Here is a 25,278-nt window from a genome sequence, read left to right on the forward strand (position 1 = left end):
ATTCAACAGGTCAGGGTAATCCTGAATCGGGCAAGAACCGGATGATTTCGGAGAATTTCTTGACGCCGAACTTCTTCATGATGCTGGCGCGGTGCATTTCCACCGTTCTGATGCTGATCTGCAGCGCGTCAGCCACATCCCTGTTGCTGCCGCTGGAACTCAGCGCGCGCACGACATCCAGCTCCCTTTTGGTGAGGCTGCCGAAATAGGCTGCGGCGGCTTCCCGCCGGCGCTGGATCTCGATGTTCCGTTCCAGCATGGGCCAGGCATTGGCGAGCACCTTGAGCAGCAGGCCGTCGGCAAAGGGCTTTTCCAGAAAGTCGATGGCGCCCCGCTTTATGACGTCGACCGCCGTCGGAATATCGCGCGACGCCGTCATGACGATCAGGGGGATGTCCACCCGCCGCGCGGACAGTTCCTGCTGAACCGCCGGCCCGGCCATGTCGGCCAGATGCAGTTCCATCACCGCAATGCCGGGCGCTAGGAAATCAAGCGCCTCGATAAAGTCGGAACCGCAGGAAAAGGGGACGGGTCCGAACCCTTCCCGGCGCAGGATTCGCACCAGTTCCTGGCGCATCCTGCTGTCGTGGTCCACGATATAGACTGGACATCCTGGGTTCATAGCCAATTGCCTAGACCATCATTCCCGCGCCAACGCGCGAAGCCGCCAATGGTTTCGGCTCCGATCCTTTCTTTTTTATCGCGTCAGTTCGCAGCCGTCCGGCGGGGTTCGAAGAAGACCCCGATCATCCCGCCGCTCGACCACTGCACCCGCCCCATCCGTACATCCAGGCCGCGGGTTTTCACAAGCAGCCGCGTACCTTCGCCAAGGCCGCCCACTTCGATCATCATCCCTTCGGCCGACAGGTTGCGGATCGTCCCGATCAACACGGGCGTGGAAGTCACCAGCGTTGCGGAGAAATCGACCGCCAGTCGGCGGCTGCGCGGCTCGTAGGTCTGGGGCGCGGGGTTCGCATCAGGCTCCTCGCCCGGAATCCAGGGCAATGTCTCTTCAAGCAGAAGACCGCATTTGGGCCCGTTGATCCAGCGGACCTCCGCCGTACGGAAGCTGGCGTCGTCGAAGCTCACATGCACCTGCTGGTGCAAGCTCAGCGACAGGGCGCACCGTCCGCTCAGTCCCGCATGGGACACATTTTCGACAGACAGGTTCGCTTCCTCGACGACCGGATAGAGCAATGCCGTCTTGAAGACGGTCTGCCGGGGGTGCCGGCGTTTCTCCATCATCGCGCTCCGGTCGTCGGACGGCTTTTCTAGCGGCTCGGTCATACGGGTTCCCACAGATTCGCGGAATCCCATAAATGATTGGACTTGCACGCCGATTAGCGGGGAAATAGGTATTTTTACGGTATCGCCCGGAGCGGTTGCATTAACCTTCATCTCCTAGACAGCCGGGGGCCGTTTCCTCCGCTGAGGCCGGCCTGGAACCGGCGGGGCGCATTTTCAGTCCCATCATGCGCCTCGCCTTTACTTTCCTCAGACAAATGGCATCATCGTCGCATGCTTGCTCGATGGTCCTATATTAGCACCAGCCAGTTGGATGCAACCCAAGCCGAAAAACACATGGAAGAGATCGTCCAGGTCTCCATTCCGCGCAACCGCTCGCTGGAAGTGACGGGCGCGCTGCTGTTCACGGGCAACCGCTTCGCCCAATATCTGGAAGGCGCGCCGGCCGCCATCGAAAACCTCAAGGCGAGCATCCTGCGCGACCGGCGCCACAGGGAGGTTCAGACGATCGCATCGGGCGAAGCGCCGCATCGCCATTTCGTCACCTGGTCCCTCGCCTATGCCGGCCCTTCCCATTTCGTTTCCGACATCATCGAACGCGCCTTGAACGATGCGCTGGAAAAGGGCGACGAAGGGTTCGAAGCGCTGGTTCAGATGATGTCGGAATTTTCGATCCGCGGCCGGGGTTGAGCTTTCGTCCCGCCATGGCGCGGCGACGCCGATATACCATCCCGCCGGAAAGCAGGCGATTATTAACTCAGATCAATATCCGCCGGGGAACAGGAAGACCTGCCGCTGGTTGCTCTGCCATGCCACTCGCCCTATCCTCGCCGATCGTCCGGGCGGCGGCCGGTCCACTGCCATTGTCACGCAGGATGCATGGCCTTGTCCCTTCCCCGCCCCACCGATATGAGCAAGGGCAGACCATCGGTGTGAATGACAGACGCCCCGGTCGGGCGGAACGTCCAGCGCACGACCGGTTCGGAAAGAAAGGGAGAGCCCGATGTCAGAGCCTGTGGTCCGTGCCGGCCAGAACCATGCCGATCGCCCCCAATATGTCCGTGCGGGAATAGGGCTTGATCACCCGCCTGCAGCTTTCATAGGCCGACGGCAGGCTTTGTTCGTCATAGCCCGTCACGATGATCACCGGCACGGCACGCGCGACCAGTTCGTCGATCAGGGGATAGCTCATCTCCCCCTGAAGATTGACGTCGAGCATGACGATGTCAGGCAAGTGTTCTGCAATGGCCTTGAGCGCGCCGAACAGGCTGCCATGCGGGCCCATCACCGAAAACCCCTCTTCGGCCAGCAAGGCGCCAAGGTCGCTCGCGAGAAAATAATCATCCTCCACCACCAGCACGCGAACCGCGCCGGGGGTCACCCCTTCCATCATTCATCTCTCCTCTCCCGCCAGCCGTCGCACGGGAATGGGCGGCAGAAAATAACATAGGTGGAAACGCGCCATGTCATCGCTCGATATCCCGCAGGTTGCGATGAAGGATAGCATCACTGCCCAGAAACTGGCGGCGCACTGGCCGCTCGGCCGGCGCGACCGGGATGTGATCAACGGCCTGGCCGGTCGGGCGCTTCAACCGCTGCGCACCGGCACGGACCTGTTCACCCAGGGGGACCGGCTGACCTCCATCTTCTTCCTGCTGGAGGGATGGGCGGCCCGGTACAAGATGCTGGAGGACGGCCGCCGCCAGATCGTCAGCCTGCTGCTGCCGGGCGATTTGTGCGATCCCTTCTGCTTCCTGCTGCATCGCGCCGACCATGGCGTCACCGCGCTCACGCCGGTCAGGGTCGCCGAAGTCGGACGCAGCCAGTTCGAGGAGATCGCGCTGGCCCATCCCGAAATCACCAAGGCGATGTGGATCAACGCCCTGATCACCGCGTCCATCCAGCGGGAGTGGTGCGTCAATCTGGGCCGCCGCACCGCGCTGGAACGGTTCAGCCATCTCTTCTGCGAACTCTATCACCGGCTGCTGAAAGTGGGCTTGGTCAGCGGCAACGGCTTCCACTTTCCCGTCACGCAGCTCGAACTGGCGGACGCAACGGGATTGACGATGGTGCACACCAACAGAATATTGCAGGAAATGCGTCGCCAAAGGCTGATAGAATTGCACCGGCGCCATCTTGTCGTGCCGGATCTCGCAGCGCTGGAGCGCGTCTGCGCCTTCGACCCTTCCTATCTGCATCCGGCGGCGCAAGAGGCATCGTGACGACACCATCCCCGACCGACGGCTGGCGCGACTTCCTCGCCCTCTTCGATGCCTCTCCCCTGCCCCAGATCCAGGTCGGGCCCAACGACAATATATTGCGCGCCAATGCGGCATTGACGGAATTGCTGGGCATTCGGCCGGACCGGCTGATCGGCGGGCGGCTGGTCGTGCCGGCATCGGGCGAGTCGGCGGCACGGCTGAGCTGGGACGACGGCAAATGCGAGGCGCGGCTGTTCGCCGCCGTGCTGGTGACGACGCCCGACTATCGCGTCTGCGTCTTGCAGTTCGGCAATGTCGACGCCCTGGAGGCGGCGGCGCGGCAATATCTGCTGCGCGACGTGCAGCATCGGCTGCGCAACCTGATCGCCTCCGTCCGCTCCATCTTCCGGCGGACTGCCGCGACCAGCGATTCCGTCGACCATCTCACCAGCCATTTCCTGGGGCGGCTGGACGCCATCGCCCGGATCGAATCCAATCTGGCCCTGGCGGAACGCCATGGACTTGAACTGCACGACCTGATCATGGACGAGCTGGCGGCGTTCGCCGTCCGTGCGGGGGAACAGGCCTTTCTGGAGGGGCCGGATGTCCGGCTGCGCACCTCCGCCGCGACGACATTGGCCCTCGCCTTTCATGAACTGGGCAATAATTCCATCAAATATGGCGCGCTCGGGTCGGACGGCGGCCGTGTCTGGGTCCGATGGTGGAGCGATCGCGAACCGGCCGGTCCGGTGCTGCGCATCCTTTGGGAGGAAAAGGGCGGCGACAGCCCGACAGCCGCCCGCCGGTCCGGCTTCGGCACGGAGATGCTGACCAAGACGATCCCGTTCGAACTGGACGGTTCGGGCACCATCGACTGGACGCCCGGCGCGTTCAAGGTGCACATCAGCCTGCCCATGACCAAGAGGCTGCTGCACCCCAGCGACTAGAGCCAATCGACATTCAGCCCTGACGGCCTGCAAATGACGTTTTCCGTGCTTCCGGTGCTCACCTACTTTGAGTAGGCTGCGCTCCGGGTCACGGAAAACCATCATTTTCGGCTCGTCATCTTCTGAATGTCGATTGGCTCTAGCCGGCGGAAGGGCGAAGAAGCGCGCCGGCCATGATCCAGGTTATGGGCCGGCCAGGAACGGGGGAACGTCCGCCGCCGTTCTATGTGCTGGGAGGCATGGCCATATGCTTCCCCTCAAGACCATGAAACCAGAGGAACCGCCGACATGCACGAACCGGAACGTCCCAGCGATCGGCGTCTCGGGCTGGCGGCGATCTGGGCGGTGGGAATCGTCCTGCTGGTGATCGCCGTCGTCTTCATCGGGCGCAACTTCTGGCATCATGACGTGCTGAAGGAAGACCAGCAGACGGGCGAGAACAGGGCCGACGACCATGAGGGCCTGACGCCGAACGAAAAGCGCTGAAGCGGCGCCATGCGGCGCGTGGATGCTCCAGAGCCAATCGACATTCAGAAGATGACGAGCCGAGCCGAAGGCCACCGAAGGTAAAATGGCGGTTTTCCGTGACCCGGAGCGCAGCCTACTCAAAGTAGGTGAGCACCGGAAGCACGGAAAAGCGTCATTTGCAGGCCGTCAGGGCTGAATGTCGATTGGCTCTAGCCCTGTTCTTCCTCCAACTCGACATGCCGGTCCATCCGGCCGAGCCAGGCCTGGGGGCGGAAATCGGACAGTTCTGTCAGGCGGCGCCAGTTGGGGATGGTGATCCGCCGCCGGTCGCGTTCGATCACCCCCGCCTTTTCCAGCGCCTTCAGCGTCCGGTTGACATGCACGGTGGTCATGCCGGTGGCGTCGGCCAGCTCCACCTGGGACAGGGGCAGGATCAGCCGGCACCCGTCCGATCCCCCTTCCGGATAGCTGCGCATCACCAGCTCGCAAAGCAGATAGGCTATCCTTCCCCTGGCGTCCCGCCGGCCCATATTGCTGATCCAGGCGCGGAAGACCGATGTTTCGGCCGTCATCTCCGCCCACAGCGCATCGGCGATGTTCGCCCGCTCGCGCATCAGCGCCAGCACGTCCTCCAGCGGGATGGCGGCGACGCGCAGATCGGTCAGCGCCTGGACGAAATCCTCCGATGGAAAGAGCTGCACCGGCGGCAGCGTCAATATGTCGCCCCGGCCATGTATTCCCACGATATGGCGGCCGCCATTGGACGATATGCGGTGGCGATGGGCAAAGCCCGACAGCAGGATCAGGCAGGATTGCGGCCGGTCGCCCTCCCGGATGATATAGTCCCCCGGTTCGCAATGACGCAGGCTGTGCGGCAGGGATAGCAGAGCGGCGCCGTCTTCCTTCGAGAGAGCCGTGCGCCCGCCAAGGCGCGCCAGCAGCGGCAACAGGATCGATGATGGCATTTTCATGAGCGGGATGGGATGCCGTCTTCATCTCCGCCGCGGCCGCGATGCTCGCCGCTGGCCGTCCGGCTGTCCATGGCGGAATGCCGGCCTGCCGCATGCAGGACCGGGCCGTCGCGACGCGGCGCTCTCCCCCCGGCGGGAAGAACGACGGAGCAGTGCGGCATGGGACTCATTATAAGGGTGGAGGAATTCATCCCGGATCGTGTCATGACTCGTCGTCTTGGTGGCGCTGCTCATTCTCCTTCGGTCGACCGGCCGGCGCCGGCGTTCGAACGAAGAAGGATTCACCTTGCTCCAGCCGCCCGCCGACGCTCGCTAACATATGCTAATGCAGGTGTAATTTTTGCCGTTGGGCCTCATTTTCCGGGGCTGGACGGTTGCAGAAGTTGCGCGACATCAAGAAGTTCGCGCCCGCCCGATCAGGCCGCCATGTCCTGGCCGGTGAGGGCGGCCACTTCGCGCAGGGCCTGAAGCTCCGGTATGCGCAGCCATTTGGATTGCAGTTCGACCAGACCGCGCGCCCGCATGGATTGCAGCGTGCGATTCACATGGACCGGGGTCAGCCCGGTCATGTCCGCGATCTCCATCTGCGTCAGCGGCATGGCGCATTGCTGGCCATAGGCGAGACCCGCCTGCCGCATGCGTTCGAACAATTCCAGCAGCAGATGCGCCACCCGTTCGAGCGCCGTCTTGCGGCCCAGGGTGACAAGCCAGTTGGCCTGCCGCTCGATCATGCCGGACAGCGCCTGCCAGAAGCCGTTATGCCCGTCGAAACCGGCGTGCGAGGGTATGCGACAGGGCAGCCGGAGCGCCCTGACGTTGGTGATCGCCACCACGGGCTGGGACGCCACCCCGCCCAGCGCCCATTGCGGATCGCAATAATCGCCCGGCAGATAGAGCGCCGTAATCTGGCGGCGGCCATCCGACAGCAGCCGGTATCGGCACGCCCACCCTTCCTGAACATAAAGCATGGCGTCGGGTTTTTCATTTTCCCGGGCCAGAAACTGATGCATTCGGAAATGAACCTGGTTTTCGCCTTCGGCAACCTGGCTTAACATGGACTACTCCTTGTTAAGCCCCCCTGGACCAATATCGATTGAACCTGCCCCCACCATAGCGTTTCTGGTTCATGCTGGATTCACCTATGTTTCCTCGCAGCAAATAATTGGGATGGAGCGAGAAAAAGAGCCGATGAACGCGGCACGCCCTCCGGCGGCCTCCGGAAAATTGCCGTTCGTCTAGGGTGTGTGGGGATTCAGTTCAGGGTGGAGCGAAAATGGTGGCTTTCGAGAACCAGCGCGCAGCGTACTCAAAGTACGTGAGCACTGGAAGCGCAGAAAGCCGCCATTTGCAGCCCGCCATGGGCTGAATCCCCACACAGCCTAATGCAGGTTATCGCGCGGGCGTGGGGCCGTGGAACCTCCTAACCCCGAAAACCGCTGGCTTTGCAGGAGGAACGACCATGTCCAAAATGCTCTTGCTGATGCCGCTGATCGCCGTGGCGATGCCCGCCGCCGCGGCGGAATCCCCCACCGCCTATCTGGGGAAAGCGGGCGCGGGCGACCTGTACGAACAGACATCCAGCAAGATCGTGCTGGAAACGACCAGGGATGCCAGGGTCAAGAGCTTCGCCACCATGATGGTGGGGGATCACGGCAAGAGCACCGCCATGCTGAAAAGCGCGGCTGCGGCATCGGGCGTCAAGGCGCCGCCGCCCAGTCTGACGCCCGATCAGCAGGCGAAGGTCAGGGCGCTGAAGCAGGCGAAGGGCGCTGCCCGCGACACCCTCTACTGGCAGCAGCAGAAGGCGGCTCACAGCCAGGCGCTGCAACTGCATCAGGATTATGCCGCCCATGGTTCTGACCGGTCGCTCAAGGACGCGGCGGCGAAGATCGTGCCTGTGGTGAAACATCATCTCGACCTTCTGAACGCAGGCCGATGACGGACGTCCATAGCCTCGCCGCCCCTGCCGCTCCGGCGGACCTGAAGCATGTCTCGCTGGATCGGGAAAGCGATGCGCGCTACTGGCAGCAGCGTTTCAGCACATCGCGTGCCCGGCTGGAGCAGGCGGTCGAGCAGGTCGGCCATAATGTCAGCGCCATAGCGGAGTTCCTCCACCACAGCGGCTGACGGCGGGCGTGACGGCCAGACCCTTGTTGCACCCGGATAAAAGATCGACCAGGGCCGCGCCTTTCCGGGAACCAGCCCGTCGGCGCGCCTGTTCTCTCCTCAACGAAAGGAGAGTTTTCGATGCACAAGGAAGAGGAAGACGGCCGCATCGTCACCCATGTCTCACGGCAGGAGGCGCGAAGCGGCGCTTCCACCCATGTCACCCGCTATGTTCTGGGCATCAGCCTCTTACTGGTCGTGATCGCCTTCGCCATCCTTCTGGCGGGCGGCTTCTTCAGCACTGCCGAAACGGGCGCCGACGGATCGCACATGGCCAGCCCGGCCGAAGCGAACGGAGGCTGAGTCCCGGCATGATGGGCCAGACCGACCTTGCGGCACAGACGGTGTTGATCGTCGAGGACGACTATTATCTCGCCTTCGATACGGCGGAAGCGCTGCGAGGCGCGGGAGCCGGGATCATGGGGCCTTTCCCGACCGAGGAGAAGGCGATGGCTGCGATCCGCCAGGAACGCCCCACCGCCGCCGTGCTGGACATCAACCTGGGAAACGGTCCCTCCTTCGACCTTGCGCGGTTGCTGAAGGAACGGGGCGTGCCGTTCCTGTTCCTGACCGGCTATGACGAGGAAATCATACCGCCCGATCTCGGCGATACATTGCGGCTGCAAAAGCCGGTCGCCCCCAGGGAGATCGTCGCCTCGCTCGCCAGGCGCCGCCAGGGCAGCGCCTGACGCCCGGACTCATTCGGCCGCGATGCCCGCGCCCCCCACGAAGGAGGCGCCGCTCAACGCAGGACTGCATGCAAAGCCCGGCATGCGATCGTAAAGCTCCTTCTCGAAAAAGGCGCAGGTGATCGCCAGCCCCTCGCTCAAGGGAACGTGCGGTTCCCAGCCGAGCAACTGGCGCGCCCTGCGGATGTCCGGCCTGCGCCGGCGCGGATCGTCGACCGGCAGCGGCTGGAACACGACCTGGGACTGCGTGCCGGTGGCGGCCACGACCTGATCCAGCAGTTGCAGGATGGTATATTCCTCAGGATTCCCCAGGTTGACCGGCGCCATGTCGGACAAGGGCGCCTCCATCAACCGGATCAGCCCGTCCACCATGTCCGACACGAAGCAGAAGCTGCGCGTCTGCGATCCGTCGCCATAGATGGTGATGGCATCGCCCGACAAAGCCTGGCAGACGAGGTTGGAGATCACCCGGCCATCGTCGGGATGCATGTTCGGGCCATAGGTGTTGAAGATCCGCGCCACCCGCACATCGGCGCGGCCCAGCCGGGCGAAGTCGAAGGCCATGGCCTCCGCCGCGCGCTTCCCCTCGTCATAGCAGGCGCGGGGGCCGGTGCAGTTCACCCAGCCACGATAGTCCTCGCGCTGGGGATGCGCCTCCGGATCGCCATAGACCTCGCTGGTGGAGGTGAGCAGGAAGCGCGCGCCGACCTGCTCCGCCAGCCGCAGCAGGCGATCGGTTCCGACCACGCTGGTCAGCATCGTATGTTCGGGATCGGCCTGATATTGCGGCGGCGAAGCCGCGCAGGCGAGATTGTAGATGCGGCTGATGTCGCGCCGGCGCGTGACCGCATCGGGCAGGGGATCGACGATGTCGCCGCGCACGAAGGTGAAGGCGCGATGCCCCTCCAGCATCCGCAGGTTGACCTCCCGCGAGGTCTGGAGGTTGTCGAGGCAGATCACCTCATGCCCCCGGTCCAGCAGCGCCCGGCACAGATGCGACCCGATGAAGCCGGCTCCTCCGGCCACCAGGGCTGTTTCACGCTTTCCGTTCATCGACCCTCCGTCCTTTTCTGTCCTGTCGTTCTTCATTCGGCCGCCGCCATGTCCCGCGTGCGCATCCGGGCGGCCTCTTGCAGCCAGTTTTCCAGCTCGGCGGCGCGGCTGCCCGATATATGCCGGTCCAGGATGCGGCGGCGGGCGGCCTCGCCCACATCGGCGCGATCCTCATGGAGGGCGACGATCACCTGCTCCGGATTCCAGGCGAAGATGATTTCGCGATTGGGCTCCAGCAGCTCATTGAGCCCCGGCCAGACATCGGAGATGATAGGCGTGCCGCAGGCCGCCGCCTCGAACAGCCGGACGGAGGGGGACCAGCCCGCCTCGATCATGTCGGCGCGCGTGACGTTCAGCGTGTAGCGCGAGGCGGAATAGAAAGCGGCGTGGTCGCGCGGGGCGAGATGCTCGATCCGCTCGACATTGGCGGGCCAGTCCATGTCGTCCGGATATTGCGGCCCGGCGACGACGAAACGCCTGTCAGGCAGCAGCCGCGCCGGTTCGATCAGCAACTTCTCCAAGGTGGGCTGGCGATCCGGGCTGTAGGTGCCGAGATAGGAGAGATCCCATTTCTTCGGCACGTCCATCGGCCGATAGGCCGACGCATCCACCGAGCAATAGAGCGCCCGCGCCATGGGGGAACGATAATGCCGCTCCAGCAGGTCGAGCGTCGGGCCGCCGGTGAAGGAGCAATAGCAGTCATAGCCCGCGATCAGTTCCGCCGACAGATAGTCGCACCGCCCTTCGCGCAGCGCCGCCAGCGTGACGGGCGTATCGATGTCGTAGAAGGCGGTGACCCCGCGCGCCGTGCGCTGCACATAATGGCCGACCGCGATGCCGTCGGGCACATAGGAGCCGACCATGACCGCGTCCGCCGTCTCGATCTCCTGCCGCCAATCTTCCAGCGCTTCCACGCTGTCGTAGAATTCCAGCCGGCAGAAAGCGGGATCGATGAGGTCGCGCTGGCTGGCATACCAGGGCACGTCCCGCTCCAGGAAGAGTATCTCATGCCCGCGCCCGGCGAAGGCGGAGAGCAGGGCGCGGAAGGTCGTGGCATGACCATTGCCCCAGGATGAAGACAGGCTGAGTCCGAGGACGACGAGTTTCATGCTCCCTCCATCTGATGGTGCCTGGCGGCGCGCCGCCCCGACCGGTCGCGCAGGATTTCGTCGACCTGGCGCCCGCGTAGTTCATAGCTGTGTTCGGCCCGGACACGGGCAAGCGCCGCCTGTCCGATCGCCCGCGCCCGATCCGGCGTCAGCGCCGCCAGATGATCCGCCACATCCTGCCCGTCGCGGGCGACCAGCACCTCCTCGTCCGGGGTCAGGAACATCTCTATCCCCTCCCACGCATCGGTGATCAGGCAGGCCCCTGCCCCCGCTGCCTCGAACACGCGGGTCGCGGGGGAAAAGCCGATATGCGCCATGCTGTCGCGGGCGACGTTCAGCACGGCCAGCGGGCTGCAATTGAAGGCGTTGTGCTCGGCGGTGTAGACATGACCGCGATGGCGGACATTGCCGGGCATCGCCTTGCTGTCCCAGCCATTGCCGCCGATCAGGAACTGGCGGCCGGGCGACAGGGCCGCGGGTTTCAGGAAGAATTCCTCCACCCGCGCCTCCCGGTCGGGCAGGCGGTTGCCAAGGAAGGCGAGATCGGCGGTGAAGCGCGGATCGGGCGGCACGGGATGGTGGCTCTGCGGATCGAGCGCATTGTAGACGGGAACGCACTCCACCGCGCCGAAGCCGCGATAGGCGTTCACCACCGGATCGCCGCCGCCATAGGTCAGCACCATGTCGAGTCCGGGCAAGGCGCGGCGCACGGCATGGTCCGGATCGGCGCGCATCTCGTCCAGCGTCGCGGCGGCGTCCACATCCCAGAAGATGCGCAGCGCATGGGGCCCGGCGCGGCGCATGACCCCGTCCAGCAGCTCGTCGTCGAACACGCCCACGCCGCTGGCCTTTACGACGACGTCGGCATCGGCGGCCTCGTCCATCACGCCCTTCAGCGCGTCCGGCGTGGCGGGATAGACCACCACCCGCGCCCAGTCGGGCGGGTCGATGTCACGGTGCTGCTGCCGGTCGAAGGCATCCGGTTCATAGAATGCGATGTGATGGCCATGCCGGGCAAGCTGCTCCAATATCCCGCGATAATAGGTGGCCGCGCCGTTCCAGTAGGAGGAGAGCAGGCTGGAGCCGTAAAAGGCGATCTTCATGCAACGCTCCTGATCGGCTGCGCGTCGAGCGACGCCGTGATGTCCATCAGCTGCTGCGCGCGATGGGCGCAGCTATGGCGGCTGCGGATCGTCTCCAATCCGTTGCGGACGAGGCTGGCGCGAAGGTCCGCATCCTCGCTGATGGCGCGCATATGGCCCTTCATTTCGTCGCCGGTCCGGGCGAAGAGGAAATCCTCGCCGGGCCGGAACAACCCTTCGCTGTCGTCCCAAGGGGCGGACAGCAACGGAATGCCGCAGGCCAGCGCCTCGAACACCCGGATCGTCGGAATGCCGGGCAGAAGCTGCGTATAATAGCGGCGCGGCACATGGACGGTGGCAAGGTGGCGGGCGAAGATAGCCGGCGCGGCGGCATTGGGCGCCCAGCCATGATAGGCGACGCCATAGCGTTCCAGCGTCGCCAGCGCCTCCTGCGGATAGCGCACGCCATAGATGTCGAGCGGAAGCTTCGCCTGCCGCGCGGGGCGGAAGAGGTAATCCTCCAGTTCGGCGGTACGCTCCCCATCGCCCCAGTTGCCGATCCAGACGAGGCCGCTCTTCTCACCGGGCAGGGGGCGGAAATGCCTTATGTCGGCGGCTTCATGCCAGGTCCAGACGCGCTCGCCCCAGCCCCAGCTTCGATAGACCTCCGACAGGGCCTCGCCGAACGCCAGCACGCCGTCATAGCCCGACAGGTCGAACGCCCGGATCGCGTCGGGATCGGACACGGCGCGATGATGGGTGTCATGGAACAGCAGCGTGAAATCGCTCCGCCCCGCCCGGATCAGGCCGAGCGCCCCGACCAGCGAAGGCTCGTTCCATTCATGGACGATGACGAGGTCCGCGCCGTCGACCAGCGCGACCAGATCGTCCTTCATGCCATAGCCTTGGGCACGGAGTTCGGGATAGGCCTGACGATAGGCGGCGAGCCCCTCCTCCCCATGGTCGGACAGGAGGTTGGCGAGGCTCCAATTGCCCTCCGGCTCCAGCGCCAGCACGTCATGGCCCATGGCGGCGAGTTCGCGCAGCACGCCGCGCAGGAAATGAGCATTGCCATGGTTCCAGCAGGACAGCAGCGAATGGGTGAAATAGAGGATCTTCATGCGGCGACCTTCCGCTGGACGGCGCGATAATGGGCGGCCATGTGCGCGGCCGTGGCGGCGGGGGTATAGGCGCCCGCCCGTGCTTGGGCGCGCTGGCCCATTTCCCCGCGAGCGGCGCCGTCGCCCAGCAATTCCTCTATCGCCCAGGCGAAGCCCCGCGCGTCGCGAGGATCGACGAAGATGGCGGCGCCATCCCATAGCTCCCGGAAAGTCGGAATGTCGGACAACACCAGCGCGCAACCCGCCAGCGCCGCCTCCAGCACCGCAAGGCCGAAGGGTTCGTAAAGCGCCGCCGAGGCGAAGACCGGTCGGCTGGCCAGATGCCGGGCCAGCGCCATGCTGTCGAGCGGGCCGAGCGGCAGCAGCGAACGCAGACCGATCGCCCCTCCCTGCGGCCCCTCAAGCGGCCCCGCGGCCCTGAACGGCACGGCGATGCGGGCGGCCGCCTCGTCCAGCACCCGGACATTCTTGCCCTCGTCCCAGAGACGGCCGGCGGTGAACACATGGTCCTGCATCGCCTGCGGCTTCACCGGAAAGAACCGGCCATTATGGACCGCCATGGGGAGCACGCCATAATGGCGGCGCGCCGCCTGCGCAAAGGCCATGCTGGGCGCGACGATGCGGCTCGCCTGCCGAAGGCCGGCCGCGACCAGCGCGGTGCGCCAGTTGAAATCCTCCGGCATGGGACCGCCGCGCACCGCTTCCCACCAGGTCGCGACGCAACTGTGCAGCAGCGCGATCACCGGGCAGGGATAACGGCCGGCACTGGCCAGCGCCGGCGTATGCAGTTGCACCGCGTCGGCGCGAAGGTCGCCCGCCATTTCCGCCAGCCGCGCCTCGGCCTGCACGATGGGCGCCGCTTCCGCCGCCAGCCATTCGAGTTCGAGGCCGGTTTCCACCAGATGGCAATTGGCTATGGCCGCCGCCTCCGCCCGCTGCGCCTCGCTCAGCGCAGGGCCCATGACGGCCAGCGTCACCTCATAGCCATGGGGCTGGAGCGCGCGGATCAGGTCTGTCGAATATTGCCAGACGCCGCCCACCGCGTCGGCGGACAGCAGCAGATGCCCGCCGCCCCTCACAGCGCGCTCGCGGTCATCAGCCTGGGCCCGGCGCGCTCCGCCCGTTCCTCCGCCAGCCAGCGGGCCAGGTCGGCGACGCCCTGCCGCCAGGGCTTGCGCGCCTTCAGGTTCAGCGCCGTGCGCGCCGAGGCGGTGTCCGCGACGAAATAGCGCTGGTCGCCCGCCCGCCAGGGCGCGAAGTCGGGTACGATGGACTTGCCCAGATGGACGCCGATGAAGGCCAGGATCTGCCGCAGGCTGACGGCATTGTCCGGCCCGCCGCCCAGGTTGAAGGCGCGGCCGCCCACCCGTCCGATCTGCCGCCAGACCGCCAGATAGGCGTCCACCGCATCCTGCACGTCCAATATGTCGCGCACCTGATGGCCGTCGCCATAAAGGGTGATCGGCTGTCCTTCCAGGGCGCTGATCAGGAAATGCGCGACCCAGCCCTGATCCTCCGTCCCCATCTGCCGCTGGCCGTAGATGCAGCTCATGCGCAGCACTGCGGCGGGCAGATCGAAGCTGCGGGCATAGTCCAGCACATATTGGTCCGCCGCCCCCTTGGAGCAGCCATAGGGCGTATGGAAATCGAGCGGGCGGCTTTCGTCTATGCCGTTGGCGCGCAGATGCTCCGAGGCCGGCTGATAGGCGCCGTCGATCAACGGGAAGTCCAGGTCCTCCAGCCCGCCATAGACCTTGTTGGTGGAGGCGAAGATCACCGGGGGCGGCGTGGCGCAGCGGCGCGCAGCCTCCAGCACGTTGAGCGTGCCGAGCGCGTTCACCTCGAAATCGGCGCGCGGATCGGTGAAGCTGGTGGTGACGGCGACCTGCGCGGCCATGTGGAAGACCGCCTTCGCGCCGGCGACCGCCCGGTCCACCGCCGCATCGTCCCGCACATCGGCGATGACCGGCGTGATCGCGGCGCCATGGCGCTGCTCCAGCCAGGCAAGGTTGCGCTCGACGCCGGGCCGGGCCAGCGAGTCATAGACGACGACCTGCTCGCCCTCCCCCGCCAGCCGGTCGGCGATGTTGCAGCCGATGAAGCCGGCGCCGCCCGTGACCAGCACGGGCCTTCCGTCGGCGCGCTTCACGCGACCAGCCCCCGCGCTTCCAGCTCCGCCCGCGCCTGATTGACGCGGTCGTCGGCGGTCTGCCGCGCCACCCATTCGGCCAGCACGGCAAGGCCCTGCTGGAAGTCCTGCCGGGCCCTGAAGCCCAGCACCTCTTCCGCCTTGCCGGTGTCGCAGAAGCAATGGCGGATGTCGCCGGTGCGCGCTTTGCCGACGATTTCCGGTTCCCCGTCGTTCCGGCCCATCGCCAGTGCAAGCGATTGCGCCACCTCCGTGACGGAGCGGTCCTGCCCGGAGCCGATGTTGAAGGTGCCGCCCGCCGCCTGCGGCAGTTCCAGCGCATCGGCAAAGGCGCGCGCCACGTCGCCGACATGGACGAAGTCGCGCCGCTGCCCACCATCCTCGAAGATCATCGGCTTCTGCCCGTTCAGCAGGCGCGACGCGAAGATCGCCAGCACGCCGGTATAGGGATTGGACAGCGCCTGCCCCGGCCCATAGACGTTGAACAGGCGCAGGCAGACGCCCTCCATGCCATAGGGCGCGGTCATGATGTGGGTCGTGCGTTCCTGCACATATTTGTTGAGCGCGTAGATAGAGGCGAGATTGGGCTGCTTCCATTCCGGCGTGGCGATGGGGGTGAGCGGGCGGCCCTGCCGGTCGACTGGGTCCCAAACCTTCTGATTGTCGCGGATCGACCCGCGCTCCGCGTCCTGGACGATCCGGCCGTCCTCGTCGCGGTACAGCCCCTCGCCATAGATGCTCATCGAGGAGGCCGTCACCACACGCCGCACCGGACGGTCGATCAGCCGTTCGAAGAGGACGGCGGTGCCGACGTCGTTGACGGAGGTATAGCGCTCCACTTCATACATGGACTGGCCCACGCCGACTTCCGCGGCGAGGTGGATGACGGCGTCGACGCCTTGCAAGGCGCGATCCACCGCATGGCCGTTGCGCACATCGGCGCGGATCAGCTCAACCTCCGGATCGAGATCGGCCGGCCGCTCGATGTCTCCATGAACCTGCTCGATCATGCTGTCCAGCACGCGAACGGCATGGCCGCGCTCCAGCAACTCCCGGCAAACCGTCCGGCCAATAAAACCGGCGCCACCCGTGACAAGAATCTTTTCCACGGCCGCTCCCCTTCATTGATGATGATTTGCCAAGGATTGGCCGCGAGGATGTGATATTCCCCGCAACCGTGGCAACGGCATCATGAACATCTTCTTCTACCGTCAGGTTCCGGAAATATTTCAGAAAACCGTTGAATCTCTACTCAATATAAACTCATGAAAATAACTCATGTTATACGGCAAAAACACAGGTTATTCATGATATTTCCATTTACCTGTTTGAGAATTACGTCTATGGAACTTTCCTTCTCTTAATCCTGTTAAGCAGCATCTATGTTGATGCTGTCCTCCTCTCGCGAACCGCCCCGCACCTGCTTTCACCTGATCCGTCATGGGATGCATGGCGAATATGGCCGCCTGCTGAGCGGGCGGGCGGGCGCGTCGCCCCTCACTGCGCGGGGCCGCATGCAGGCAGCCGGGGTCGCGGCATGGCGCGGCCTGCACGACATAGACGCCGTCCACGCCAGCCCGCGCCGGCGCACGGTGGAAACCGCCTCCATCATTGCCCGGTCCCTGGAGCTGGAGGTCGCCATCGTCCCCGATCTGGACGAGGTCGATTTCGGTTCCTGGAACGGACAGTCCTTTCCGGAACTGGAGGAAGATCCGCGCTGGCGCGATTGGAACCGCAACCGCTCCACCAGCGCGACGCCGGGCGGAGAGACGATGGGCGGCGCAGTCGCCCGAACCGTCCGGCATCTGGAAACAGTCGCGCGGGAAAAGGCGGGCGCGACCATCCTCTGCGTCACCCATTGCGACATCATCCGCGGGACGATCGCGCATTATCTCGGCCTCAGCCTCGACAATCTGCTGAGGTTCGAAGTCGATCCCGGTTCGATCAGCACGATCCTGCTGGGACCAGGCGGCGGTAGCGTGACCCGATTGAACGAGGTACCCGCATGAAGACAGTGAATCTCGCCGCAGACCGCAAGACCGACGCATTGCGCCGCCAGATCGAAGAATTGGGCCCATGGTTCCACAATCTTCGCATCGGCGGCGTGGAAACCGCGCCGGATCATTTCCTGGGCGATTATCCGGCTTTCAAATTCGCGCGCTTTGCGGATGCCGTTCCCGAAGACCTTTCCGGAAAATCCGTACTCGACATCGGCTGCAACGCCGGTTTCTATTCGCTCGAGATGAAACGCCGGGGCGCAGCCGAAGTCCTGGGCATCGATTCCGACGACCGGTATCTGGCCCAGGCCCGTTTCGCCGCCGAAGCGCTGGGCCATGACGGCATCGAGTTCCGCAACCTGTCCGTCTATGACGTCGGAAAGCTCGGTCGCCGCTTCGACCTCGTGATCTTCATGGGCGTGCTCTACCATCTGCGGCACCCCCTGCTCGCGCTCGACCTGATCCGCGAGCATGTGGCGGGCGACATGATGCTGTTCCAGACGATGCAGCAGGGTTCGTCCGACGTGCTGCTGGTGCCGGAGGATCATCCCTTCCACGTCCCCGGCACCAGCCGCCCGCCCGGCTTCTTCGACAATCCGGCCTATCCCCGCCTGCACTTCATCGAACGGAAATTCGCGCATGACTGGACCAACTGGTGGGCCCCGAACAAGGCCGGCGCACAGGCGCTGCTGCGCGCCGCCGGCTTCACCATAGAGGCCGAGCCGGAGGAGGAAGTCTATCTCTGCCGCGCCGCCCCGATCCCCTTCGGGGAGCTGATGGGCAGGCCGGCCGTCTATCCAGCCCAAGGGCCAGAGGAGGGAACCGACGCATGATCGAAGCCGCGATGATCTGGAACGAACCCAATAACAAGTCGCATTGGGACCCGGAGGTCGACCCCGACTGGTCGCTCTATGCCGACATGGTTATCCGCGCGGGCGCCGCCATCGCCGACGCCAATCCCGCCGTGACCCGCGTGCTGGGCGGCATGTCGCCCATCGATCCGCATTGGGTGAACCGGATGCGCGACCATGGCGCGCTGGACGCGGTGGATGTCGTGGCGGTGCACGGCTTCCCGCTCGACTGGAACCTCTGGCCGCTCAATGACTGGCCCGCCCGGATCGCGGAGATCGAGGCGGTGGTGCCCGACAAGCCGGTCTGGGTGACGGAAGTCGGCGTCGGCTCCTTCGGCGCGGAGGAAGTGCAGGTCTTCGGCCTCAACCGCACCGCCGAACTGCTGATCGGGCGGGTGCCGCGCATCTATTGGTACAGCCTCTACGACCTGCCGCAGGAATGGGGCGCGACCACGCGCCATCGGGAAGCGGAAGGATCGAGCTATTACCGCCATTTCTACATGGGGCTGATCCGCGCCGACGGCACGCCCAAGCCCGCACTGGACGACTATGCCAGGGTCGCTGGCGAGATGGGGCTGATGCAATGGTTTCATTTCGAGGACCCGCGCCTGAACGATGCCGTCGACTGGATGAAGCGGCTGGGCGTCAGGCAGTTGCGCACCGGCCTGAGCTGGGCCGACAGCTTCCGCCCCAATGCGGTCGACTGGTTCGACCGGCAGATGGAGGCGCTCAGCGATTTCGACGTCACCGTCACCTTCTGCTTCACGCCCGAACATCTGGGCATCGCCCCCCATCACAGCAGCGCGGTCCACGATCCGCAGGCCTTCGCGGATTTCTGCGCCTGGATGATCGACCGCTACGCGCCGGCATCGGCCGCCCTGCCGGTCGCCCGCACCGCCTGACGGAGACGCATCATGCAACCTATCAACATCGGCATCGTCGGCGTCGGCAATTGCGCCAGTTCGCTGGTGCAGGGCCTGTCCCACTATCGCGCCGAGAGCAACGACCATAGCGGCCTGATGCATTGGGAACTAGGCGGCTATCGCCCCTGCGACATCCGACTGGCGGCGGCCTGGGACATCGACCGGCGGAAGGTCGGCCGCGACATTGCCGAAGCGATCTTCGCCCGGCCCAATTGCACCCAGACCTTCTGCGGCGACGTCCGCCCAAGCGGGGTGAAGGTGGAGATGGGCCGCCTGCTCGACGGCTGCGCCGATCATATGGCGGACCATCCCGACGAGCGCACCTTCCTGCCTGCCGACGCCGCGGAACCCGACCGCGCGCAGGTGATCGAACGGCTGCGCGAGGCGAAGGTGGACGTGCTGCTCAACTATCTGCCCGTGGGATCGCAGCAGGCGACGGAATTCTACGCGCAATGCGCGCTGGAGGCGGGCGTTGCCTTCGTCAACAACATTCCGGTCTTCATCGCCAGCGACCCCGCATGGGCGGACCGGTTCGAGCGGGCAGGCGTGCCGATCATCGGGGACGACATCAAGGCGCAACTGGGCGCGACCATCGTCCATCGGGTTCTCACCGACCTGTTCGCCAAGCGGGGCGTGAAGCTGGACCGCACCTACCAGCTCAACACCGGCGGCAATACCGATTTCCTCAATATGTCGAACCGTTCGCGGCTGAAGTCGAAGAAGATTTCGAAGACCGAAGCCGTGCAGTCGGTCGCGGAAACCCGGCTGGAGGATGAGAATATCCATATCGGCCCGTCCGATTATGTCGCCTGGCAGAATGACAACAAGGTCTGTTTCCTGCGCATGGAAGGCCAACTCTTCGGCGGCGTGCCGATGAACCTGGAACTGCGCCTGTCGGTGGAGGACAGCCCCAATTCGGCGGGCGTCGCCATCGACATGATCCGTTGCGCCAAGATCGCGCTGGATCGCGGTCTGGGCGGCCCCATCCATCCGGCGGCCGCCTATTTCTGCAAGCATCCGCCGATGCAGATGACGGATGACCGGGCGCATGAAGCGCTGGAGGCCTTTATCCGTGGGGAGGGCGCGATCGCGCTGGCGGCGGAATGAGCGCATTGCTGATGGCGGAGCGCGAACCGGCCGAAAAGGCGGCGACCATGCGCGCGGCGGTTGTCACCGGCCCCGGCGCGGTGCGGATCGACCGGGTTCCGATGCCGCGGCCCGGCCCCGGTCAGGTCCGCATCAGGCTGGAGGGATGCGGCGTCTGCGCCTCCAACCTCACCCCCTGGGCGGGACCGGAATGGCAAAGCTTCCCGCTGGAGCCGGGCGCGCTCGGCCATGAGGGCTGGGGCATTGTCGATGCCATCGGGAAGGACGTGACCTCCGTAACGGTGGGGGACCGCGTGGCGGCGCTTTCCTATGCCAGCTATGCCGACCATGACCTCGCGGACGAAAGCGCCATCGTGCGGCTGCCGTCCGAACTGGACGGGCTGCCCTTCCCCGGCGAGCCCCTGGGGTGCGCGTTCAACATCTTCCGCCGCGCCGACATCCATCCCGGCCAGACCATCGCGATCATCGGCATCGGCTTTCTGGGGGCGCTGCTCACCCGGCTCGCGACGGAGGCGGGAGCCCGCGTCGTCGCCATTTCGCGGCGCCCCTCCTCGCTCGCCCTCGCCCGCGATCATGGCGCGGCGGAGACGATCGCAATGGACGATCATCAGGCGATCATCGACCGGGTCGGCGCGCTCACTCAAGGACGCTTCTGCGAACGGACGATAGAGGCGGTGGGCAAGCAATGGCCGCTCGACCTGGCGGGCGAACTCACCGCCGAGCGCGGCAAGCTGATCGTCGCGGGCTATCATCAGGACGGGCCGCGCCAGGTGAACATGTGGCTGTGGAACTGGCGCGGCATCGACGTCGTCAACGCCCATGAGCGCGATCCCGCGGCCTATGCAGAGGGAATGAGGGAAGCGGTGGCGGCGGTCGCTTCCGGCCGCATCGATCCCGCGCCGCTCATCACCCACCGCTATCCGCTCGACCGGCTGGGCGAGGCGCTGGACGCCACGCGCGACAAGCCGGACGGTTTCGTAAAGGCGATCATCGTCCCATGAATGCCGCTATCGCCCCTGCACCGACCCTCCTCACCCGCCCGCACATCGGCTTTCTGGGCGTGGGCTGGATCGGCCGCAACCGGATGGAGGCCATGCTGGCGACCGGCGGGATCGAGGCGGTCGCCATTGCCGACGCCCTGCCCGGCAACGGCGCGGAGGCCGCGCTGCTCGCTCCCGACGCGGTGCGGCTGGACTCGCTCGACGCGCTGCTGGAACAGCCGCTCGACGGCATGGTCATCGCCACTCCCAGCGCACTCCACGCAGAACAGTCGATCCGCGCGCTGGAGCGGGGCGTCCCGGTCTTCTGCCAGAAGCCGCTGGGCCGCACCGGGGCGGAGGTCCGGGCCGTGATCGACGCCGCCCGCGCGGCCGACCGGCTGCTGGGCGTCGACCTGTCCTATCGCGGCACCGCAGGAATGCGCGCCCTGCGGGAGCATGTCCGCGCCGGCCAACTGGGCCATGTCCATGCCGTCGACCTCATCTTCCACAATGCCTATGGCCCGGACAAGCCATGGTTCCACGATCCCGCACTGTCGGGCGGCGGCTGCATGATGGACCTTGGCGTGCATCTGATCGACCTGGCGCTCTGGGTGCTCGACTTCCCCGAGGTGGAGCGGATAGATGCCGCCCTCTTCGCGAAAGGACGCCCGCTGGAGGATCGCGGCCGGCAGGTCGAGGATCTGGGCATGGCGACGCTGCATCTGGCGGACGGGCGCATGGTCCGGATCGCCTGCTCCTGGAACCTCCACGCCGGGCAGGATGCGGTGATCGCCGCCGATTTCTACGGCGACAGGGCGGGAGCCGCATTCCGCAACATCGGCGGCTCCTTCTACGACTTCCGGGCAGAGCTGTTCCGCGGCACGGCGCGGGAGACGCTGTCGGAGCCCGGCGATCCATGGGGCGGCCGAATGGCGGCGGAATGGGCCGAAAAGCTGGCGCGCTCCCCTCGCTTCGATCCGGGATGCGAAGAACTGGCGCATGTGGCCGACATCATGGACGGCATCTACGCCGCGGCGACAGGATAAGGAAAGGACTTCATCATGAGCACATCGGACACGACCACCGACCATGACACCATCCGCAAATGGGTGGAGGATCGCGGCGGCCGCCCTGCAGTCGTCAAGGCGACCGAAGACAATGGCAAGGGCGGCGGCCTGCTGCGCATCGACTTTCGCGAAAAGGATGAGGCGCTGGACGAAATCGAGTGGGATGAATTCTTCCGCATCTTCGATGAGAACAATCTCGCCTTCCTCTATCAGGACAAGACGAAGGACGGGAAGGAAAGCCGGTTCAGCAAATTCGTGGAACGCGACAAGGGGTAAGCCCGCAGCAGGCGCCCCCTGACCATTGCGGCCAAGGGTCACGCAAAACGGTCGAACAGCTTCCCCAGCCAGCCGCGCGAATAAGCGAGGCCATGGTAGAGCTTCAGCATGGCCCGCGCCCAGAGCAGGAACAGGCCGGGCCTGCCCAGAGCCTCCGCCAGCCGGAACACCCTGCCGCTGCCCCTGCTGATCGCGTGGCGCAGCCGATAGATCATCCTGCGCCGCCACGGCAGGCCCGCGCTGCCCGGCCGCACGCGCTTGCGCGGCCGGACGCCCGCCTTGCGCCAGCAAAGCCGATAGGCCAGTCCTTCCCGCCGCTGGCGAAAGCCCGCCGCCTGCGTTTCCCGCACGAAACCGGCATCGACGGGTTGCAAGGCCAGCCTTCCCGCATCGATGCGTTCGCGCAGCATCGCGTGCAGCGCGGGCGACCGCACCACCACGACATTGGTGCCGCGCCCGTCCGAGGAATAGGGTTCCACCCAGGCATCGCCAAAGGCGATGTCGGCGGTCTCCGCCACCACATCGTCGCAAAAGTCGCAGGCGCTGTTCTGGAAGAATCCCGACCCCCAGTCACCATCCACCAGATGCCACCAATCCCGCATACGCTGTTCGCCGGCACGATCGGTCAGCCGCGCCCTGTACCAGTTGGCCGGCCGCTCCGGGTCCTTGACGCGATAGTCGATCTCCCGGACAGCGGCGGGATCGAAACCCATCTGCCGAGCGAAGCTGGACGCCATATGGCGGCTTTTCATATGCCCGCACACCAGGCCCAGCGTGAAGACAATACGTTCCCGCAGCAGCGGATCGGCGGCGCGGGCGAGATGCACCGCCTTGATGAAACAGGGAATGCCGACGACGGCATAACGGCCCGGCACCTCCCGGATCTCGCGCAGCACCTCGGCCATGTCGACGGGATAATAGCGCGACTGCGCGCCCTCCCACAAAGCAGGAAGATCGCGCGCTATGCGATAGCGGAACAGACGCCCCTCGGTCGCGGGATCGGCCCGCGTCACATGCGCCACGCCATCCACCATCCCCCGGCGCAACAGTTCACCCGCGACCCAGCTTACCATGCCGCCCGAACTGCCCCTTTCGCGATAGCCGGCTTCGGCGGCGTGGCCGACATAGGCGGCGTCGAACCGGCCGATATAATCGTCCCGCGCCGCCGCTGCCGGAAAGCGCTGTCCGGCGATCTCATCCTCATTCATGGCGTGCGGGGAAAAAGGACAGCATGCCGAAAAGCCCTCGCTCCGCCGCCGGTACCAATCCGGATCGCCGGCCGGGTTTCGCTGGCCGTCCCTGTTCCACTCCAGCCGGGCCTGCTCGGACCGGGCCTGCGCGACGCAGCCGCCGCAGCCGATGCAGAGGCCCGACGAAACCATGTCGCGGGGGCTGACCGCCGCCGCGCTCATGACGGCATCGCCAGCGCCCGCCGCAGGAAATCGCCCGACTGCGCCCGCAATTGATCGATGCGCTGCTGCACGGCCGATGCCGGCGGTTCGTCGAGGCTCCGGGCGACGACCCGATCATCATCCTCCGGCAGGATCATATGCCCTTCCGCGCCCAGCTCCCAGAGGAGGTCGCGCACCTTGTTCATGCGGTAGGCGGAGGGCGCCGTGACGAAAGGACGCCCATTCAGCAGGGCGAAGACGCAGCCATGGAAGAAATTGGTGACCACGGCGTCGGCGCCCGCCATCAGCTCGGCGAATTCCAGCGGTCCGGCCTCCAGCCATTGCTCGTCCGCCCAGTCGTTGCGATAGCCTATGCTGCGGATCGGGAGCCCGCGCGCCCTTGCCCAGTTGCGGACGGAAAGACAGAACCACTCCGGGAAATTATGACCGTAAAGCGCCACATAGCCTTCGCCGGACGCGCCCCTGCGCGCCGCCGGTCCGGGAAATTGCAGGCAAGGGTCCAGCACGATGTCGGGGTCATGACCCAGCGCGGTTCTGATCATCCGGCGGCTGTTCTGGTCGCGCACGGAAATGGAGGCGAAGTTGCCGATCTGGCTTGCCCAATGGTCGGACAGTCCCTCCGACGCGTTCTGATTGCCGAAACTGGCTGCATAGGAGATCAGCGTCCCGCGAACCCCCTTTCCGTAAAAGGCCGAACATCCGCCATACCAGGGGTGGCGCAGGTTCCACACCTCGTCGCTGCCGACGATGACGGCGTCATAATCGCCCATCTCTTCCGGCCGGTCGATGGGAAAGCGGCGCGACAGCGGCAACCGCTCGAACGCCTCGCGAAATTTCCGGGTCTTGCGGGCATAGGCCGGAAAATCGCTGCGCGGCGTCCGCTGCGGCAGGGTGGGACTGAGCGCGCAGCGAAGCTCCGCCCGGGTGACGCGCGGCGACTCATGGTCCAGCAATTCGGCCTCGACACCCATGCGCCGCAACCCTTCGACCAGACAGCGCGCCTGCCAATAGGAACCGTAGTTGATGCAACGGTGGAATGTCAGGACGCCCAGCCGCCGCATCTCAGTCCGCTGCGCAGGCGGCATAGCTTTTTTCCTCCACCAGTTCGGAATCCAGCAGGCGGTTGATCTCCCGCTTGATCGCGGCGCGCCGGTCGTTCATCCGGTAGACCGACCGGGCAAGGTCGATGAAGGACGCGCCGAACCGCGCTGCCGCCTCTTCCCCCCGGATCGCGTCCTCGATTTCCCACAGCGCCTCGTTCACCCGCTTCAGGCTTTCGACCAAACCGCCCACGGCTCCGTCGCGCAGGGCCTGTTCGCCAATGGCGCTCAGCAACCGATATTCCCTGCCCACATTGTCCCGCGCGGCGGGCGTGGCGATCCGCTCCTGCTTGATCTGCAGGATCGTCATCTTGTCCAGCAGCTCCCCCCAGGACACCGGCACGGAAGGGGTCGGCATATATCC

Annotated in this window: 30 protein-coding genes; 15 read left to right on the plus strand and 15 right to left on the minus strand. The window is 65.5% G+C overall.

The features are described 5' to 3' along the window. Nucleotides 1-10: 10 nt before the first annotated feature. Nucleotides 11-622 carry a response regulator transcription factor gene (locus tag EWH10_RS00865; protein WP_025547776.1) on the minus strand — a complete coding sequence of 204 codons (612 nt, stop codon included), beginning with the start codon at nt 620-622 and terminating at the stop codon, nt 11-13. 83 nt (nt 623-705) lie between these two features. Further along, the gene (locus EWH10_RS00870) at nt 706-1,287 is read right to left on the minus strand and encodes a PilZ domain-containing protein (RefSeq protein ID WP_044662652.1); all 582 of its coding nucleotides are present in this window, start codon (nt 1,285-1,287) and stop codon (nt 706-708) included. Between the two features lie 231 nt (nt 1,288-1,518). Between EWH10_RS00870 and EWH10_RS00875 the strand changes: the two genes are divergently transcribed. After that, complete coding sequence (locus EWH10_RS00875) at nt 1,519-1,935, plus strand: BLUF domain-containing protein (RefSeq protein WP_025547774.1); 417 nt, start codon at nt 1,519-1,521, stop codon at nt 1,933-1,935. Nucleotides 1,936-2,251: 316 nt separating this feature from the next. On the opposite strand, the gene EWH10_RS00880 is transcribed toward EWH10_RS00875, so the two are convergent. Further along, the gene (locus EWH10_RS00880) at nt 2,252-2,638 is read right to left on the minus strand and encodes a response regulator (RefSeq protein ID WP_044662653.1); all 387 of its coding nucleotides are present in this window, start codon (nt 2,636-2,638) and stop codon (nt 2,252-2,254) included. 70 nt (nt 2,639-2,708) lie between these two features. Between EWH10_RS00880 and EWH10_RS00885 the strand changes: the two genes are divergently transcribed. The 3 genes from EWH10_RS00885 to EWH10_RS00895 all read left to right on the plus strand — a co-directional run bounded on the left by EWH10_RS00885 (nt 2,709) and on the right by EWH10_RS00895 (nt 4,879). Continuing rightward, on the plus strand, nt 2,709-3,467 hold the full coding sequence (locus tag EWH10_RS00885) for a Crp/Fnr family transcriptional regulator (protein WP_044662654.1): 759 nt from the start codon (nt 2,709-2,711) through the stop codon (nt 3,465-3,467). Further along, nucleotides 3,464-4,393, plus strand: a complete 930-nt coding sequence (locus EWH10_RS00890) for an HWE histidine kinase domain-containing protein (RefSeq protein WP_044662655.1) — start codon at nt 3,464-3,466, stop codon at nt 4,391-4,393. The genes EWH10_RS00885 and EWH10_RS00890 overlap by 4 nt, the downstream gene beginning before the upstream one ends. 288 nt (nt 4,394-4,681) lie before the next feature. Beyond that, a complete protein-coding gene (locus EWH10_RS00895; protein ID WP_044662656.1) occupies nt 4,682-4,879 on the plus strand; it encodes a hypothetical protein in 198 nt (65 codons plus the stop codon). Nucleotides 4,880-5,070: 191 nt separating this feature from the next. Here EWH10_RS00895 and EWH10_RS00900 read toward each other — a convergent pair whose 3' ends face one another. After that, entirely contained in the window at nt 5,071-5,832 is a 762-nt protein-coding gene (locus tag EWH10_RS00900) for a Crp/Fnr family transcriptional regulator (protein ID WP_052628237.1), read from the minus strand. Between the two features lie 416 nt (nt 5,833-6,248). After that, nucleotides 6,249-6,887, minus strand: coding sequence for a Crp/Fnr family transcriptional regulator (locus tag EWH10_RS00905; RefSeq protein WP_025547767.1), 639 nt, complete (start codon nt 6,885-6,887; stop codon nt 6,249-6,251). Nucleotides 6,888-7,291: 404 nt separating this feature from the next. Here EWH10_RS00905 and EWH10_RS00910 point away from each other — a divergent pair, with 404 nt between their 5' ends. From EWH10_RS00910 to EWH10_RS00925, 4 genes are all read left to right on the plus strand, one after another. Continuing rightward, a complete protein-coding gene (locus EWH10_RS00910; RefSeq protein WP_229742417.1) occupies nt 7,292-7,771 on the plus strand; it encodes a DUF4142 domain-containing protein in 480 nt (159 codons plus the stop codon). Beyond that, nucleotides 7,768-7,959 (plus strand): DUF3606 domain-containing protein, encoded by a 192-nt coding sequence (locus EWH10_RS00915; protein WP_044662657.1) that lies wholly within the window; start codon nt 7,768-7,770, stop codon nt 7,957-7,959. The genes EWH10_RS00910 and EWH10_RS00915 overlap by 4 nt, the downstream gene beginning before the upstream one ends. Before the next feature lie 120 nt (nt 7,960-8,079). Next, entirely contained in the window at nt 8,080-8,301 is a 222-nt protein-coding gene (locus EWH10_RS00920; protein ID WP_025551728.1) for a hypothetical protein, read from the plus strand. Between the two features lie 8 nt (nt 8,302-8,309). Next, the gene (locus EWH10_RS00925; RefSeq protein WP_226869863.1) at nt 8,310-8,687 is read left to right on the plus strand and encodes a response regulator; all 378 of its coding nucleotides are present in this window, start codon (nt 8,310-8,312) and stop codon (nt 8,685-8,687) included. Nucleotides 8,688-8,696: 9 nt separating this feature from the next. Here the strand turns inward: EWH10_RS00925 and EWH10_RS00930 are convergent, their stop codons facing one another. The 7 genes from EWH10_RS00930 to EWH10_RS00960 are packed head-to-tail and all read right to left on the minus strand — an operon-like array spanning nt 8,697 to nt 16,310. Then, nucleotides 8,697-9,740 carry an NAD-dependent epimerase/dehydratase family protein gene (locus tag EWH10_RS00930; protein ID WP_226869859.1) on the minus strand — a complete coding sequence of 348 codons (1,044 nt, stop codon included), beginning with the start codon at nt 9,738-9,740 and terminating at the stop codon, nt 8,697-8,699. Nucleotides 9,741-9,772: 32 nt separating this feature from the next. Beyond that, the gene (locus EWH10_RS00935; protein ID WP_044662659.1) at nt 9,773-10,849 is read right to left on the minus strand and encodes a CgeB family protein; all 1,077 of its coding nucleotides are present in this window, start codon (nt 10,847-10,849) and stop codon (nt 9,773-9,775) included. Continuing rightward, nucleotides 10,846-11,952, minus strand: a complete 1,107-nt coding sequence (locus EWH10_RS00940; RefSeq protein ID WP_044662660.1) for a CgeB family protein — start codon at nt 11,950-11,952, stop codon at nt 10,846-10,848. The genes EWH10_RS00935 and EWH10_RS00940 overlap by 4 nt, the downstream gene beginning before the upstream one ends. Next, nucleotides 11,949-13,052 (minus strand): CgeB family protein, encoded by a 1,104-nt coding sequence (locus EWH10_RS00945; RefSeq protein ID WP_044662661.1) that lies wholly within the window; start codon nt 13,050-13,052, stop codon nt 11,949-11,951. Before EWH10_RS00945 ends, EWH10_RS00940 begins: the two co-directional genes overlap by 4 nt. Beyond that, nucleotides 13,049-14,131, minus strand: coding sequence for a glycosyltransferase family 4 protein (locus EWH10_RS00950; protein ID WP_044662662.1), 1,083 nt, complete (start codon nt 14,129-14,131; stop codon nt 13,049-13,051). The genes EWH10_RS00945 and EWH10_RS00950 overlap by 4 nt, the downstream gene beginning before the upstream one ends. Then, a complete protein-coding gene (locus EWH10_RS00955; RefSeq protein ID WP_044662663.1) occupies nt 14,128-15,201 on the minus strand; it encodes an SDR family NAD(P)-dependent oxidoreductase in 1,074 nt (357 codons plus the stop codon). The genes EWH10_RS00950 and EWH10_RS00955 overlap by 4 nt, the downstream gene beginning before the upstream one ends. Continuing rightward, on the minus strand, nt 15,198-16,310 hold the full coding sequence (locus EWH10_RS00960; RefSeq protein ID WP_025551718.1) for an NAD-dependent epimerase/dehydratase family protein: 1,113 nt from the start codon (nt 16,308-16,310) through the stop codon (nt 15,198-15,200). Before EWH10_RS00960 ends, EWH10_RS00955 begins: the two co-directional genes overlap by 4 nt. 273 nt (nt 16,311-16,583) lie before the next feature. Between EWH10_RS00960 and EWH10_RS00965 the strand changes: the two genes are divergently transcribed. From EWH10_RS00965 to EWH10_RS00995, 7 genes are read left to right on the plus strand one after another with little or no spacing between them, the layout of a single operon-like run. Then, nucleotides 16,584-17,210: a histidine phosphatase family protein gene (locus EWH10_RS00965; protein ID WP_044662664.1), complete on the plus strand. Its 627-nt coding sequence runs from the start codon at nt 16,584-16,586 to the stop codon at nt 17,208-17,210. Then, nucleotides 17,207-18,031: a TIGR04290 family methyltransferase gene (locus EWH10_RS00970; RefSeq protein WP_044662665.1), complete on the plus strand. Its 825-nt coding sequence runs from the start codon at nt 17,207-17,209 to the stop codon at nt 18,029-18,031. The genes EWH10_RS00965 and EWH10_RS00970 overlap by 4 nt, the downstream gene beginning before the upstream one ends. Further along, nucleotides 18,028-18,951, plus strand: coding sequence for a glycoside hydrolase 5 family protein (locus EWH10_RS00975; protein WP_044662666.1), 924 nt, complete (start codon nt 18,028-18,030; stop codon nt 18,949-18,951). The genes EWH10_RS00970 and EWH10_RS00975 overlap by 4 nt, the downstream gene beginning before the upstream one ends. Before the next feature lie 12 nt (nt 18,952-18,963). After that, nucleotides 18,964-20,079 (plus strand): inositol-3-phosphate synthase, encoded by a 1,116-nt coding sequence (locus EWH10_RS00980; RefSeq protein ID WP_044662667.1) that lies wholly within the window; start codon nt 18,964-18,966, stop codon nt 20,077-20,079. Further along, nucleotides 20,076-21,080, plus strand: coding sequence for an MDR/zinc-dependent alcohol dehydrogenase-like family protein (locus EWH10_RS00985; protein WP_083199121.1), 1,005 nt, complete (start codon nt 20,076-20,078; stop codon nt 21,078-21,080). The genes EWH10_RS00980 and EWH10_RS00985 overlap by 4 nt, the downstream gene beginning before the upstream one ends. Then, a complete protein-coding gene (locus tag EWH10_RS00990; protein WP_044662668.1) occupies nt 21,077-22,105 on the plus strand; it encodes a Gfo/Idh/MocA family protein in 1,029 nt (342 codons plus the stop codon). Before EWH10_RS00985 ends, EWH10_RS00990 begins: the two co-directional genes overlap by 4 nt. Before the next feature lie 15 nt (nt 22,106-22,120). After that, a complete protein-coding gene (locus EWH10_RS00995; protein ID WP_025550104.1) occupies nt 22,121-22,402 on the plus strand; it encodes a hypothetical protein in 282 nt (93 codons plus the stop codon). Nucleotides 22,403-22,440: 38 nt separating this feature from the next. Here the strand turns inward: EWH10_RS00995 and EWH10_RS01000 are convergent, their stop codons facing one another. From EWH10_RS01000 to EWH10_RS01010, 3 genes are read right to left on the minus strand one after another with little or no spacing between them, the layout of a single operon-like run. Next, nucleotides 22,441-23,814: a Coenzyme F420 hydrogenase/dehydrogenase, beta subunit C-terminal domain gene (locus tag EWH10_RS01000; RefSeq protein WP_044662669.1), complete on the minus strand. Its 1,374-nt coding sequence runs from the start codon at nt 23,812-23,814 to the stop codon at nt 22,441-22,443. After that, a complete protein-coding gene (locus tag EWH10_RS01005) occupies nt 23,811-24,899 on the minus strand; it encodes a polysaccharide pyruvyl transferase family protein (RefSeq protein WP_044662670.1) in 1,089 nt (362 codons plus the stop codon). The genes EWH10_RS01000 and EWH10_RS01005 overlap by 4 nt, the downstream gene beginning before the upstream one ends. Further along, nucleotides 24,877-25,272 (minus strand): DUF6165 family protein, encoded by a 396-nt coding sequence (locus tag EWH10_RS01010; RefSeq protein ID WP_025550107.1) that lies wholly within the window; start codon nt 25,270-25,272, stop codon nt 24,877-24,879. Before EWH10_RS01010 ends, EWH10_RS01005 begins: the two co-directional genes overlap by 23 nt. Nucleotides 25,273-25,278 lie beyond the last annotated feature (6 nt).

Source organism: Sphingobium fuliginis (assembly GCF_004152845.1).
GTDB lineage: Bacteria > Pseudomonadota > Alphaproteobacteria > Sphingomonadales > Sphingomonadaceae > Sphingobium > Sphingobium fuliginis.